Below are 12738 nucleotides of genomic sequence, written 5' to 3'. Positions count from 1 at the left end.
GGTTACTTCTTCTTCGCCGTGGCGGGGTTCAGGCTCGTGATGCGGCCGCTCTCGGTGCCCGCCGTCTCGTCGATGACGGCGTTGATGAGGGTCGGGCGGCCCGAGGCGACGGCCTCGGCCAGGGCCTTCTGCAGCTCGTCGGCGGTGGTGGCGTTCACGCCCACGCCGCCGAAGGCTTCCATCAGCTTGTCGTAGCGTGCGTTCTTGACGAACACGGTGGGCGCCACGTCGCTCGTGCCGCTGGGGTTCACGTCGGTGCCGCGGTAGACGCCGTTGTTGTTGAAGACGATCACGCAGACCGGCAGGTTGTAGCGGCAGATGGTTTCCACCTCCATGCCGCTGAAGCCGAAGGCGCTGTCGCCCTCGATGGCGATCACCGGCTTGCCCGTGACCACGGCCGCGGCCACGGAGAAGCCCATGCCGATGCCCATGATTCCCCACGTGCCCACGTCCAGGCGCTTGCGCGGCTCGTACATGTCGACGATGCTGCGCGCGAAGTCCAGCGTGTTGGCGCCCTCGTTGACGACGATGGCGTCGGGCCGCGCCTTCACCTGGTCGCGGATCACGCTCAGCGCGCTGTGGAAGTTCATCGGCGAGGGCCGCGCGGCCAGCGTGGCGGCCATCTTCGACAGGTTCTTGTCCTTGCGCTCGGCGATCGCGCCGGTCCACTCGGCCGGCGGCCTGGCCCACTTCGCGTCGATGCCGGCCAGCAGTGCCGCCACGCAGGAGCCGATGTCGCCGATCACCGGCGCCTCGATGGCGACGTTGCTGTCGATCTCGGTCGGGGCGATGTCGATCTGGATGAATCGCTTGGCGCCCTTCTCCTGCGCCCAGGTCTTGCCCTTGCCGTGCGAGAGCAGCCAGTTCAGGCGCGCGCCGATCAGCACCACCACGTCGGCTTCCTGCAGCACGTAGGAGCGCGCGGCCGATGCCGACTGCGCGTGCGTGTCAGGCAGCAGGCCCTTGGCCATGGACATCGGCAGGTAGGGAATACCCGTCTTCTCGACCAGCGCGCGGATGTCGGCGTCGGCCTGCGCGTAGGCGGCACCCTTGCCGAGCAGAATCAGCGGACGCTTGGCGCCCTTGAGCAGCTCGAGGGCGCGGTTCACCGCGTCGGCAGCGGGGATCTGGCGCGGCGCGGCGTCCACCACCTTGATGAGCGAGGCCTTGCCGGCGGCCGCTTCCATGGTCTGCGCGAAGAGCTTGGCCGGCAGGTCGAGGTAGACGCCGCCCGGACGGCCCGAGAGCGCGGCGCGGATGGCGCGCGCGATGCCCACGCCGATGTCCTGCGCGTGCAGCACGCGGAAGGCGGCCTTGCACAGCGGCTTGGCGATGGCCAGCTGGTCCATCTCCTCGTAGTCGCCCTGCTGCAGGTCGACGATCTCGCGCTCGCTGGAGCCGCTGATGAGGATCATCGGGAAGCAGTTGGTGGTGGCGTTGGCAAGCGCGGTCAGGCCGTTGAGGAAGCCCGGCGCCGACACAGTCAGGCAGATGCCGGGCTTCTGCGTGAGGAAACCGGCGGCCGCCGCCGCGTTGCCGGCGTGCTGCTCGTGGCGGAAGGAGATCACGCGCAGCCCTTCGGCCTGGGCCATGCGCGTGAGGTCGGTGATCGGGATGCCGGGCAGGCCGAAGATGGTGTCGATGCCATTGAGCTTGAGGGCATCGATGACGAGGTGGAAGCCGTCGATGGTCTCGCCCTCGGGCGCGTTGTCTTCCGTCACGCTCTTGAGCGCGCGCACCACCGCGTCGCCGTCGGCGTCACGGGTTTTCGCGGACTTGAGGGCTTCGCTCAGCGTGGTGGTCGCCTCTTTCTCTGTTCTGACTGAAGACATGTCTCTCCTTCTGCATGGGTGAATGGCCGAGGCCCGAGCCGCGACTATGATTCGGGCCAAACTTTCGGCCGTTGACCTCGGTCAACTTTCCCGAAAACGGCGACGGCCCCGATGACCGGCGCCGGCAGCGAAATCGAGCAAGACGGTGACCATGACGACGTTGGAAAACCATCCGGAGAAGAACATCATTCGCGCCCAGCTGCGGCAGAACGTGCTTCTCAAGGACCTGAGCGAAGCCGACCGCGCGGAGCTCGAGGCACACCTGGTCATCGTGGACGGCAACAAGGGCGAGTTCCTGCTGCACCAGGGCGTGCGGGAGATGGAGCAGTACTTCATCCTCGACGGCATCCTCAAGCGGGTGGTGAGCAACCCGGAGGGCAAGGAAATGATCCTTCGCTTCGCCGACGAGAACGACATGGAGACGAGCTACGCTGCGCTGCGGCTGGGCACGCCCACGCCCTACGGCATCGTCTGCGTGACCAAGGCGCGGGTGGCGAGCCTGCCGCTGAAGGAGTGGATCGCCTTTCTGAACAGGCATCCCGAGACCAAGGAACTGTTCGAGTTCCTCGTGATGCGCGGCATGAGCGAGATCATGGCGCACACGATCACGCTGCACCTGCTCGACGCCGCCGGGCGCGTGCACCGCTTCATGCGCAAGCACCCGGAGCTGGAAGACCGGATTCCGAGCAAGGAACTGGCTTCGTATCTGAATCTCTCGGCGGAAACCCTTAGCCGGTTGAGGAAGCGCGGAAAGATCTGAGTCTGTCTTGGCATTGGTCCCTCTCCCGCACACGGGAGAGGGAGCAAGACCGAATACAGAGCCCGGCGCTCAGGTCTGCTTCGCCGAAGCAAAGCGCCGCGTGCTGGCCATCAGCCTCAGCTGGTTGTGCACGCCGCTCACGCCCGAGACCTCAGCCGCGACAGCCTCGGCCTGCGCCCGCTCGTCGGAATTCAGCACGATTCCGCGCAGCAGCAGTTCGCCATGATTCGCGGTGATCGTCACGTTGATGTCCCGCGTCGCCTCGTGCTCCTTCAGCGCCGCGCGCACGCGCGCCTCCAGCGCCATGTTGGCGAGCAGCGCACGCGAGGCCGGTGTTTCGGCGAACTCGGGGCGGTTCACCATCAGCCGGATCTGCTCGACGCAACTCTCGACAGAAAGGCGGTCGGTGTTGAGCACCAGGTCGTAGAGCACCGGGTCGCCCCAGGTCACGCCGAACTGCGCGTGCATGCGGGCGGCGTGCGCCTGGTCGCTGCGGCGGATCTCGGCTTCGGCGAACTCGGCGTCGTCGGTCTCGAGGTCGCCCATCAGCCATTCGACGCGCTTCTTCATCGAGCGCGTGATGCGCACGCACACCACGTGCGGCACCGGCCGCAGCAGGCAGGTGGCGCCCCAGCCGCGCAGCACCACGTTGCCGCGGTCGGCCAGCGCGAAGAGTTCTTCGGCGGTGTAGAGCGCCACGCTGCGCCGGTCGGTGGTGAGGCGCTCCACCAGGCCTGCCTTGCCGCTGCGCAGCCGGCCGATGAGGCTGGTAGAGACCTGCATGCGGTCCGCGACGTGCTCGATGACCTCGTGGCGCATCACGGCGAGGCCCAGCGTCTCGGCGAGTTTCAGCGAAACATCCTTCGCGAGGGAACCCATCTCCTGGGTCAGTGCGATCACTGGCATGTGCTGGCCTCCTTCGTCAATCCACCGGCCGTTCGACGGCGAACTCGTCGGCCTTCTTCGGCTTCCTGACGAAGGCCAGCGCCTTGGAGATCAGCGGCCAGAACAGCAGCACCAGCGCCAGCGTGGTGATGGTGCCCACCAGCGGGTTGGAGAACATCACCATCACGTCGCCCTGCGACACCAGCATGGCCTGGCGGAAGGAGTCTTCCGCCTTGTCGCCGAGCACCAGCGCCAGCACCAGCGGCGCGAGCGGGAAGTCCAGCTTCTTGAAGAGATAGCCCAGCACGCCGAAGCCGAGCATGAACCAGATGTCGAGCATCGCGTTGTGCACGGTGTAGGCGCCGATGGCGCAGATCACGATGATCACCGGCGCGATGATCGAGAACGGAATGCGCAGGATCGATGCGAAGAGCGGCACGGTGCTCAGCACCACGATCAGCCCGACGATGTTGCCGAGGTACATGCTGGCGATGAGGCCCCAGACGAAGTCCTTCTGCTCCACGAAGAGCAGCGGCCCGGGCTGCAGGCCCCAGATCAGCAGGCCGCCCAGCAGCACCGCGGCGGTGGGCGAGCCGGGAATGCCCAGCGCCAGCATCGGCAGCAGCGCGCTGGTGCCGGCGGCGTGCGCGGCGGTCTCGGGCGCGACCACGCCCTCGGTCTCGCCGGTGCCGAACTTCGCGCCCTTCTTCGACATCTTCTTGGCGAGGCCGTAGGCCATGAAGGAAGCCGGCGTGGCACCGCCGGGCGTGATGCCCATCCAGATGCCGATGAGCGAGCTGCGGATGGAGGTCATCCAGTACCTGGGCAGCTGCTTCCACGTCTGCCACACCACCTTCGGATCGATCTTGGCGCTCTTGCCGGAGAACTTCAGGCCCTCTTCCATCGACAGCAGGATCTCGCCGATACCGAACAGGCCGATCACCGCGATCAGGAAGTCGAAGCCGCGCATCAGCTCGGGCTGGCCGAAGGTCAGGCGCAGCTGGCCGGTGACGGTGTCCATGCCCACGCTGGCGAGCGCGAAGCCCAGCGCCATCGACGCGAGGATCTTGAAGGGCGAGCCCTTGCCCATGCCCACGAAACTGCAGAAGGTCAGCAGGTACACCGCGAAGAACTCGGGCGAGCCGAACTTGAGCGCGAACTTGGCGACCAGCGGCGCGAGGAAGGTGATCATCACCACCGCGAGGAACGCGCCCACGAAGGAGGACGTGAACGCGGTGGTGAGCGCCGCGCCCGCCTGCCCGTTCTGCGCCATCGGGTAGCCGTCGAAGGTGGTGGCCACCGACCATGGCTCGCCCGGTATGTTGAACAGGATCGAGGTGATGGCCCCGCCGAAGAGCGCTCCCCAGTAGATGCACGACAGCATGATGATGGCCGAGGTCGGCGACATCGTGAAGGTGAGCGGCAGCAGGATCGCCACGCCGTTCGCGCCGCCGAGCCCCGGCAGCACGCCGATCAGCACACCGAGGATGATGCCGAGAAACATCAGGCCGATGTTCATCGGCGAGAGGATCACGTAGAAGCCCTGCATCAGGGCACTGATTTCTTCCATTTCGCTTGTGCTCCGTGAGTGTGGGGTTCAGTCAGTAGCCGAGGAACCGAAGCGGATCGAGCGCGCCCTTGAACAGCGGCACCTTGAACCAGACCTCGAACATGCAGAAGAAGAGCGCGTTCACGGCCAGCGCGGCGAACACGCTCTTGAACCACGCGTACTTGCCCAGCACCATCATGAAGAGCGCGATGTAGATCGCCGACGCCACGTAGATGCCGAGGAAGGAAATCGCCAGCACGTAGACCGTGGCCGGCACGAGCACCGACAGCACGCGCCTGAGCTGCACCGAGTCGACGAAGACCGCGGTGTTGCGGTTCTTGCCCAGCAGCGACTGGTAGAGGATGCCGGCGCCCGAGATCGTGATGATCACGCCGATGAAGAACGGGAAGTAGCCCGCGCCGGGGCCGTCGGTGGTCCAGCCGGCGCCGAGCTTGCGCGCCTCGAAGACCACCACCAGGCCGATGACCAGCAGCGCCACGGCCACCGCCGCTTCTACGAGGTGGGTGGAGATGCCCGTGCGCGCCGGGCCCCCGGATGATTCGTCGTGCTCCATGGAGCCCCCATCGTGGTTGTTTGAAAAAAGAAGGAATGCGGCGTGCGCTCGCGGCGCACGCGCCCGCTGCCGCGGGGCGCGGCAGTCGGTCGTCGGCGGTCTGCCCGCCTACTTGTTGCTCGCGAGGAAGCCCGCGTCGGACATCAGCGTGCGGTGCGTGGTCTCGGCCTCGGCGAGCCACTTCGCGAAGGCGTCGCCGGTCATGAAGGTCGGGTTGAAGGCGCCCTTCTCCATGTACTCCTTCCACTCCGGCGTGGCCGCCACCTTGGTCAGCAGGTCCTTGTAGAAGGCGAGCTGGTCGGGGGTGACGCCCGGCGGCATGAAGATGCCGCGCAGCATCGTGTACCTGGTCGGCACGCCCGCTTCCTTGCAGGTGGGGATGTCGTTCCACGACTGTGTGTCGGTGACCTTGGCCTTGAAGGGCATGCGCTCGTCGTCGAACACGCACAGCGCGCGCAGCTTGCCCGCGCGCCATTGCGCCACCGCCTCGATCGGGTTGTTCACCGTCGACTGCACGTGCCCGCCCACCAGCTGCACCGCCACCTCGCCGCCGCCCTTGAACGGCACGTAGATGAATTTGGTGCCGGTGGCCTTCTCGAGCGCGACCGTGATGATCTGGTCTTCCTGCTTCGAGCCGGTGCCGGCCATCTTGAACTTGTTCGGCCCCGCGGTCTTCACCGCCGCGACGTACTCGCCCGCGCTCTTGTAGGGCTCGGAGGCGTTGGTCCACAGCACGAACTGGTCGAGCGCCAGCATCGCGACCGGCGTCATGTCCTTCCAGTTGAAGGGCACGCCCGTGGCCATCGGCGTGGTGAACAGGTTCGACAGCGAGATGACGATCTTGTGCGGATCGCCCTTTGCCTCCTTCACCGCCAGGAAGCCCTCGGCGCCCGCGCCGCCGGACTTGTTGACGACGATCAGCGGCTCCTTCATCAGCTTGTATTTGATGACGATGCCCTGCAGCAGCCGTCCCATCTGGTCGGCGCCCCCGCCGGTGCCGGCGGGAATCACGAACTCCACCGGCTTGGTGGGTTCCCATGCGAAGGCAGGCGCGGCACCGGTCGCCAGCGCCATCGCGGCGGTGGTCGTGGCAAGAACGGCGGTCGCGCGGCTCAGAACATTCAAGGCGATCTTCTTCATCAGGTTGTCTCCTGTGTAGTGATTTCGCTCTTTTTTGTTCTTGAATCTGAGCAGAGATGCGAACGGGCACGATGGTGCGCGCCAGAGATTCGAGGCGGCTTGATCGCGGTCAACTTTTTGCAGATTTCGTATCGGGGTAAGCCCGCGCTGGCGATGCGCGAGGGGCCGGGCGCAGCCCCGGCCGGGACTGTCATCGCGAACCCTATAAAATCGCGGGCGCACCGCGGCTCGCCGCTTCGTGCATCCCCATCCGGTCTTCGTAGTTCAATGGATAGAACGGGGTCCTCCTAAGACTCAGATACAGGTTCGATTCCTGTCGAAGGCACCACCAGATCGCCAAGTCGTTGAATCGCAACGGCTTTTCAACACCCCAGGCAGGCCCGGCGCAAGCCCCGCCCACACGCGGGTCCGGGTCAACGACCAGTCACACGCCCTCGGTCTAATCCGCGCGTGACATCAGACGCCCACCTTCTCCTCCCCTCCTCCGGCTCCCGCAACATCCTCGGTCGCCGCCTCCTGTTCACCTTCTCGGCCGTCCTGCTGCTGACCCTCGCGGGCTCCGGCATCGGCATCCGTTCGCTCGCCAAGGTCGACGAGGCCACGCGCGAGGCCATCCAGCAGCGCGGCGTGTCGGAGCGCATCGTGGCCGACGCCTACCGCCTGCAGGCGATCAATGCCGAGCGCTACAAGGCGATGGCGCTGAGCTCCGAACCCGAGGTCGGCGAGATTCTTGCGGCGGACATCCGCGCAACCGCCGCCAGTTACGACGAACTGATCAAACAGCTCGACCAGCGACTGCACGACGAGGCCGACCGCGCATTGCTCGCGCAGGCCGACGCCGCCGCCAGGGACTTCGCGGGCGCCGTCAAGGAACTGATCGCCGCGCGCGACTCGGGCCTCACCGAGCGCATCCGCAACGTGTACGCGCAGCGCTTCCAGCCCAGTTCGGCCGCGCTGCTGGCCGCCGTTTCCAGGCTCGCGCAATCGCAGCGGCTGGCCATCGACGTGGCAGGCGAGCACGTCGCCGAGCTGAGCGCCTCGGCGCGCATTGCGCTGGTGCTGTTCAGCGTGGCCGCGCTGCTGCTGGGCGGTGTGCTGGCGCTGGGGCTGATGCGCAGCATCGGCAGGCCGATCAGGCTCGCGAGCGACACAGCCGGACGCGTGGCCACCCTCGACCTGCGCCAGGACATCGAGGGCCACTCCCGCGACGAGGCGGGCCAGATGCTGCAGGCGCTGGGCGCCATGCAGGGCGCGCTGCGCGAACTGGTGCAGCGCGTGCGCGAGTCGGTGCAGAACGTGCGCATAGCGGCCGCCGAGATCGCGCACGGCAACTCGGAACTCTCGGCACGCACCGAAGGCGCCGCGGCCAGCCTGCAGCAGACGGCGGCGGCGCTCGGGCAGGTCATGCACAACGCGCAGCAATCGAGCACGGCCGCCGGCGAGGCCGAACGCATGGCCGGGGCCGCCGCCACGGTCGCAGCGCAGGGCGGCGAGGCGGTGTCCCAGGTGGTGAGCACCATGCAGGACATCCGGCGCGAGTCGCACAGGGTGGCCGACATAACCGGCGTGATCGACGCCATCGCCTTCCAGACGAACATCCTGGCGCTCAATGCCGCGGTCGAGGCTGCGCGGGCCGGCGACGCGGGACGCGGCTTCGCGGTGGTCGCGTCTGAGGTGCGGCAGCTGGCCACGCGATCGGCCGCGGCTGCCCGCGAGATCAAGAGCCTGATCGAGAACTCGGTGCAGCGCATCGAGTCGGGCACCGCGCTCGCCGACGACGCTGGCCGCACGATGGGGCGCATCGTCGCTTCCATCGGCCAGGTCGCCGACACGGTCGGCGCCATCACGATGGCGACGCAGTCGCAGGTGCAGGACATCGCCCAGATCGACGCCGCCGTCGCCCGGCTGGACGAAATGACGCAGAAGAACGCGGCCATGGTCGAGGAGTCGGCCGCCGTATCGGAAAGCCTGCGCGACCAGGCCCGCAACCTGGACACGCTCATCAGCCAGTTCGTGCTGCCCGGCGACGTACCGCGCGACGCACTGCCCTCGGCACCGCGCCGCGACTTCTCCCGCGACATCCCGGTGTCGCCGCGGCTGCGGCCCGCGGCCTGATCAGCGGCAGGGCAGCTGCTTGCGCCCCGGCCTTCGTTACGTACTGACAAGGTAACAGCGCTACGTAACAAGTGCCGAAGTGCGTCCGCCCGGCGCTTTCATCGCGACGTGGCTCCGGCAAAAATCTCCATGTAAATCAACAGTTTGCGCGCACCTTGCCCCACGCCGGCGCCTGCGCAAAAAAGCGGCACACAAGTTGCCCCGTCAGCCACTCCCACTACCGAGGAGGCTGCCATGGCGGATGCCAACACAACGATTTCTTCGATCGCCGGAGGCGCCGACAGCAGTGCCGCCACGCCGGTGATCCTCGCGCAGGCGACGGTCCGGCCGGTCGCTCCCATGGGGGCGGCCGCCGCCGCCTCGGCAACACCGGCTGCGGCGCCGGCCGGCATCGGGTCGCTGTCGAATGCGACGCCCGGCACGGTCGTCATGCGCGACGGCGTGGCGATCCCGGTGTCCGGCAACCAGACGCTGATGGCCGGCGACCGCGTGATCGTTCCGCAGGACGGCCATGCCAACGTTCTATTTCCCGGATCGGCCACCAACAAGGCACCCCTGGCCGGCGTGTTCACGGGCGGCACGGACGCCACCATCAGCTCGACCAAGCTCGCGAGCGGCCTGGAGCAGGTGAACGTGGACGTGGCCTCCGGCGACCTGGAAGTGACCGCGCCCGACAGCGACGCCGAAGCCGCCGCGCTCGCGGTGAGCAAGAAGACCGCTGCCGGCAGCGGCATCGGGCTGGGCGAATTCGCGCTCGGCGCGCTGGGCGCCGCCGGGCTCGCGGCGGCACTGGGCGGCGGCGGGGGCAGCGACGGCGCGGTCCCCTTCTTCGTTCCGGGCATCGGCGAAAGCGATGCGGATGCAGACGCGGACGCCGATGCCGACGCGGATGCGGACGGCGACTCGGATGCGGACGCCGATGCGGATGCCGACGCTGACGCCGACGCCGATTCGGACGCCGATGCCGATTCGGACGCCGATGCCGATTCGGACGCGGACTCCGATGCAGACGCCGACTCGGATGCCGACGCCGACGCCGACGCCGACGCCGACGCCGACGCCGACCACCTGCTCGACCCAGGCGACGGCGCCGCCGACCATCTTGTCGGAGCCCTCGACAACCTGCTCGGCCTCGGCGGAGGCGGCGGTACGGCCGCCGCCGCGCGCAGTGCCGCGGTCACGAGCTCCGCGCCCACGCTCTCGTCGCTGATGCCCACGGTCGACGGCCTCACCGACCTCGTGGACGACGTGCTCTCGCCCATCGCGGGCAACGAATTCAGGCCCGACGATCCGAACGCCTTCGACCCGCTGGACGACACTGTCGACGGCATCACCGCCGACCTCGGCGGCGTGCTCACACCCGTGGTCGACGGCCTGCTGGGCGCCGGCCTCACCGGCGCGCTCATCGGCTCGCTGAACGGCCAGGTCGACTACCTGACCGACGCGCTCGGCAACATCCTCGACAACGTGCTCGGTGGCGACGGACTGCTCGGCGGCGTAACCACCGGCCTGGGCATCGACGGCCTCGTCGACCAGATCGTCGGCGACGAAGGCGTGGTCAGCCAGGTGCTCGACGGCCTGCTCGGCGAAGGCAGCCTCGTGGGCAGCGTGCTCGGCGAAGACGGATTGGTCGGGCAGCTGCTTGGCGATGGCGGCTTGCTTGGCGGGCTGCTGGGCGGCGTACTCGGTGGCGATGGCGGCCTGCTCGGTGGCGTGCTGGGCGACGACGGCCTGCTGGGCGGTGTGCTCGGTGGCGATGGCGGCCTGCTCGGTGGCGTGCTGGGTGACGACGGCCTGCTGGGCGGCGTACTCGGTGGCGATGGCGGCCTGCTCGGTGGCGTGCTGGGTGACGACGGCCTGCTGGGCGGCGTACTCGGTGGCGATGGCGGCCTGCTCGGTGGCGTGCTGGGTGACGACGGCCTGCTGGGCGGCGTGCTCGGTGGCGATGGCGGCCTGCTCGGCGGCGTGCTGGGTGACGACGGCCTTCTGGGTGGCCTGCTGAGCGGCGACGACGGCCTGCTCGGAGGCGTACTCGGCGGCGACGGCTCGCTCGCCGGCCTGCTCGGCAGCGAGGGCCTCACCGGCGGCTTGCTGGGCGGCGACGGGCTGGTCGACAGCCTGCTCGGTCCCGACGGCGTGGCCGGCGGACTGCTTGGCGCAACACCCCTCGGCGGCTTGCTCGGCGGCGAAGACGGCCTGCTCAGCGGCGTGCTGGGCGACAACGGCCTGATCGGCGGCCTCCTCGGTGGAGACGGCCTGCTGGGCGGGGTTCTTGGCGACGACGGCCTCCTCGGTGCCGATGGCCCGCTGGGCGGTCTGCTCGGTGGCGATGGTGGCCTGCTCGGCGGCGTGCTGGGTGATGGCGGCCTGCTGGGCGGCGTGCTCGGTAGCGACGGCGGCCTCCTCGGCGGCGTGCTGGGCGACGACGGCCTGCTGGGCGGCGTACTCGGTGGCGATGGCGGCCTCCTCGGCGGCGTGCTGGGCGACGGCGGCCTGCTGGGCGGCGTACTCGGCGGCGACGGTGGCCTGCTCGGCGGCGTGCTGGGCGACGGCGGCCTGCTGGGCGGCGTGCTCAGCGAAGACGGTCTCGTCGGCGGCCTGCTCGGCGGCGTCACCAACGGCGATGCCGGTGGCCTGGTCGGTGGCCTCCTCGGTGAAGACGGCCTCGTCGGCGGCCTGCTCGGCGGCGTCACCAACGGCGATGCCGGTGGCTTGGTCGGTGGTCTCCTCGGTGAAGACGGCCTCGTCGGCGGCCTGCTCGGCGGCGTCACCAACGGCGATGCCGGCGGCCTGGTCGGAGGTCTCCTCGGTGAAGATGGCCTCGTCGGCGGCCTGCTCGGCGGAGTGACCGGCGGCGGCGGCACCGGCGGCCTGCTGGGTGGCGTGCTCGGCGAAGACGGCATCGTGAACAACCTGCTCGGCGACGAAGGCCTGGTCGGCAGCGTGCTGGGCGCAGACGGCCTGGTCGGCCGCCTGCTCGGCTCGCTCGGCGGCGACGACGGCCCGGTGGCCAACGTGCTGCAGTCGGCGACCAGCGAAGCGGCTGCTCCGGCGGCGCATGCGGCCTCCAGCGCGGCGGCGCCGGCGACCGACATCCTGGCCGGCACTTCCGGCACCGTGGCGCCGGTGGCCGAGACAGTGGCCCACGTGGCCGAAGGCGCGGCCGGTGCAGCGGCCTCCGGCGTGGGCGAAGTCGTCGCGCCGATCACCAGCCAGGTCGAGCAGACGGTGAGTCACGTGGTGAACCCGGTCACCAACATCCTGCACGGCCTGCTGGGCTGAGCCTGCCACCCGCTCGCCCGCTGCCGGCCCCGGGGTGCCGATGTAGGCAGGCGCTCACGCACTTGCCTTGCAATGTCCCGCATGGGCGGGCGCTGCGCAGAGTCAATGTGGAGGTTCCGTGGATCCCGGTTCCTCCTCACGACGCATCCGTGCGTCGTTAAGCGCTCCCTCGAGGGGCGCTTTTTTTTGGGGGGGCGTGCGTGAACGCCGCTGCTCCTCAGCGGATCAGGCTCATCGGCGCGACCTGCGGCGTCACCTTCTGCTCGGTCGCCGTCAGCAGCTGGCCGTTCGACTCCTTCCAGCACATGAGGTTGGTGGTGCCCGAGCCCGCCGGTCCCGGCGCCTGTATCGATACCGCCTTCCATCCCTTGCAGGCGCCGCCGACGGTGGTGGGGCGGTCGAGAAACACGTAGTCGGTGCCGGCGTCGATGCGCATCACGCCCGCCACGCCGGGCGGAAGCGGCTTGCGCGTCTGGGCGGACGCCGCGCATGCGGCCGTGGCAATGGCGATGCCCAGGAAGAAGATGCGAGTGCGCCCCATGTGTGTGCCGCTCCGGTTTGACGAACGCCGATGTTATGGCCGGCGACGCCGTGCGGCGAG

The 12738-nt window shown here is 68.8% G+C and carries 9 protein-coding genes and 1 tRNA gene; 4 read left to right on the top strand and 6 right to left on the bottom strand.

The genetic code is table 11. The features are described 5' to 3' along the window. Positions 1-2: 2 nt before the first annotated feature. On the bottom strand, positions 3-1832 hold the full coding sequence (gene oxc / locus ACAM57_RS04195; RefSeq protein ID WP_126023600.1) for an oxalyl-CoA decarboxylase: 1830 nt from the start codon (positions 1830-1832) through the stop codon (positions 3-5). Positions 1833-1983: 151 nt separating this feature from the next. Between oxc and ACAM57_RS04190 the strand changes: the two genes are divergently transcribed. Next, positions 1984-2592 carry a Crp/Fnr family transcriptional regulator gene (locus ACAM57_RS04190; protein ID WP_126023601.1) on the top strand — a complete coding sequence of 203 codons (609 nt, stop codon included), beginning with the start codon at positions 1984-1986 and terminating at the stop codon, positions 2590-2592. A 69-nt stretch (positions 2593-2661) separates the two neighbouring features. Here the strand turns inward: ACAM57_RS04190 and ACAM57_RS04185 are convergent, their stop codons facing one another. The 4 genes from ACAM57_RS04185 to ACAM57_RS04170 all read right to left on the bottom strand — a co-directional run bounded on the left by ACAM57_RS04185 (position 2662) and on the right by ACAM57_RS04170 (position 6740). Continuing rightward, entirely contained in the window at positions 2662-3498 is an 837-nt protein-coding gene (locus ACAM57_RS04185; RefSeq protein ID WP_184640801.1) for a cytidylate kinase family protein, read from the bottom strand. Between the two features lie 16 nt (positions 3499-3514). Further along, complete coding sequence (locus tag ACAM57_RS04180; protein ID WP_126023603.1) at positions 3515-5047, bottom strand: tripartite tricarboxylate transporter permease; 1533 nt, start codon at positions 5045-5047, stop codon at positions 3515-3517. A 31-nt stretch (positions 5048-5078) separates the two neighbouring features. Next, positions 5079-5600 carry a tripartite tricarboxylate transporter TctB family protein gene (locus tag ACAM57_RS04175; RefSeq protein WP_126023604.1) on the bottom strand — a complete coding sequence of 174 codons (522 nt, stop codon included), beginning with the start codon at positions 5598-5600 and terminating at the stop codon, positions 5079-5081. 108 nt (positions 5601-5708) lie between these two features. After that, a complete protein-coding gene (locus tag ACAM57_RS04170) occupies positions 5709-6740 on the bottom strand; it encodes a tripartite tricarboxylate transporter substrate binding protein (protein WP_126023605.1) in 1032 nt (343 codons plus the stop codon). A 253-nt stretch (positions 6741-6993) separates the two neighbouring features. Here ACAM57_RS04170 and ACAM57_RS04165 point away from each other — a divergent pair. The 3 genes from ACAM57_RS04165 (at position 6994) to ACAM57_RS04155 (ending at position 12137) form a co-directional block, all read left to right on the top strand. After that, positions 6994-7068, top strand: a tRNA-Arg gene (locus ACAM57_RS04165). A 122-nt stretch (positions 7069-7190) separates the two neighbouring features. After that, positions 7191-8855, top strand: a complete 1665-nt coding sequence (locus ACAM57_RS04160) for a methyl-accepting chemotaxis protein (RefSeq protein ID WP_369660797.1) — start codon at positions 7191-7193, stop codon at positions 8853-8855. 234 nt (positions 8856-9089) lie between these two features. Continuing rightward, complete coding sequence (locus tag ACAM57_RS04155; RefSeq protein WP_369660796.1) at positions 9090-12137, top strand: hypothetical protein; 3048 nt, start codon at positions 9090-9092, stop codon at positions 12135-12137. Between the two features lie 217 nt (positions 12138-12354). Here ACAM57_RS04155 and ACAM57_RS04150 read toward each other — a convergent pair whose 3' ends face one another. Beyond that, positions 12355-12678, bottom strand: a complete 324-nt coding sequence (locus tag ACAM57_RS04150) for a hypothetical protein (protein ID WP_369660795.1) — start codon at positions 12676-12678, stop codon at positions 12355-12357. Positions 12679-12738 lie beyond the last annotated feature (60 nt).

Origin of the sequence: Variovorax sp. V15 (assembly GCF_041154425.1) — a bacterium.
Lineage (GTDB): Bacteria > Pseudomonadota > Gammaproteobacteria > Burkholderiales > Burkholderiaceae_C > Variovorax > Variovorax guangxiensis.
This window is presented reverse-complemented; position numbering and strand designations above follow the sequence as displayed.

What these genes read in the sequence shown, in the direction of transcription:
- ACAM57_RS04185 (WP_184640801.1), bottom strand. Translation starts at nt 3,498, where the DNA reads ATGCCAGTGATCGCACTGACCCAGGAGATGGGTTCCCTCGCGAAGGAT.
- ACAM57_RS04170 (WP_126023605.1), bottom strand. Translation starts at nt 6,740, where the DNA reads ATGAAGAAGATCGCCTTGAATGTTCTGAGCCGCGCGACCGCCGTTCTT.
- ACAM57_RS04180 (WP_126023603.1), bottom strand. Translation starts at nt 5,047, where the DNA reads ATGGAAGAAATCAGTGCCCTGATGCAGGGCTTCTACGTGATCCTCTCG.
- ACAM57_RS04190 (WP_126023601.1), top strand. Translation starts at nt 1,984, where the DNA reads ATGACGACGTTGGAAAACCATCCGGAGAAGAACATCATTCGCGCCCAG.
- ACAM57_RS04155 (WP_369660796.1), top strand. Translation starts at nt 9,090, where the DNA reads ATGGCGGATGCCAACACAACGATTTCTTCGATCGCCGGAGGCGCCGAC.
- ACAM57_RS04150 (WP_369660795.1), bottom strand. Translation starts at nt 12,678, where the DNA reads ATGGGGCGCACTCGCATCTTCTTCCTGGGCATCGCCATTGCCACGGCC.
- oxc (WP_126023600.1), bottom strand. Translation starts at nt 1,832, where the DNA reads ATGTCTTCAGTCAGAACAGAGAAAGAGGCGACCACCACGCTGAGCGAA.
- ACAM57_RS04175 (WP_126023604.1), bottom strand. Translation starts at nt 5,600, where the DNA reads ATGGAGCACGACGAATCATCCGGGGGCCCGGCGCGCACGGGCATCTCC.